We start from the raw sequence: 720 nt of genomic DNA on the forward strand, positions 1-720 counted from the left end.
GACCACCAACGAAGAAGAAACAGCTGCCTAACCATGAGGTAGCTCCACTACGTGTCCACCATTTGCGGGCAACCCCATGGCGATGAGACTATGCATGTGAGTCATGAAACGATCTATCAAGAGATGTACTGCCAGGCCAGAGGCGAGTTGAAGAAGGTGGTGGCCCATGCCCTTCGTACGGGGCGGACGCGGCGTAAACCGCGTGGTCAGCGTGTTGCGAGGAGTCGGTTTGTTGATCCGATGATCATGATTGCTGATCGTCCTGCTGTTGTTGAGGATCGGGCTGTGCCGGGGCATTGGGAGGGTGATCTGATTATCGGTGCAGGTGGAAGGTCTGCGATTGGGACGTTGGTGGAGCGGACGACGCGGTATGTGATGTTGCTGCATTTGCCGGATGGGCATGGTGCGGTGGCGGTGCGTGATGCGCTGGTGGAGGCGATTATGACGTTGCCGCAGCATCTTCGGGGGTCGTTGACCTGGGATCAGGGTTCAGAGATGGCTGGTCATAGGTCGTTTAGCATTGCGACGGATTGTCCGGTGTATTTCTGTGATCCGGGGTCGCCGTGGCAGCGGGGGACGAATGAGAACACTAATGGGTTGTTGCGTCAGTATTTTCCGAAGGGTGCGGATTTGAGTGTTTATGGGGAGGGTGTCAGGAAGTTTGTGTGTGAGGCTCTGATCTAGAAGGAGTTTCATCGATAATGACTACGGTGTCACCGA

Annotated in this window: 1 pseudogene; it reads left to right on the forward strand. The window is 55.6% G+C overall.

Annotation, left to right across the window (positions count from 1 at the left end):
• Positions 1-78: 78 nt before the first annotated feature.
• Positions 79-678, forward strand: a pseudogene (locus QP997_RS09725) (IS30 family transposase); the annotation flags it as partial.
• Positions 679-720: the final 42 nt, after the last annotated feature.

The organism is Corynebacterium sp. MSK039 (assembly GCF_030232315.1).
In the GTDB taxonomy this organism is placed as follows: domain Bacteria; phylum Actinomycetota; class Actinomycetes; order Mycobacteriales; family Mycobacteriaceae; genus Corynebacterium.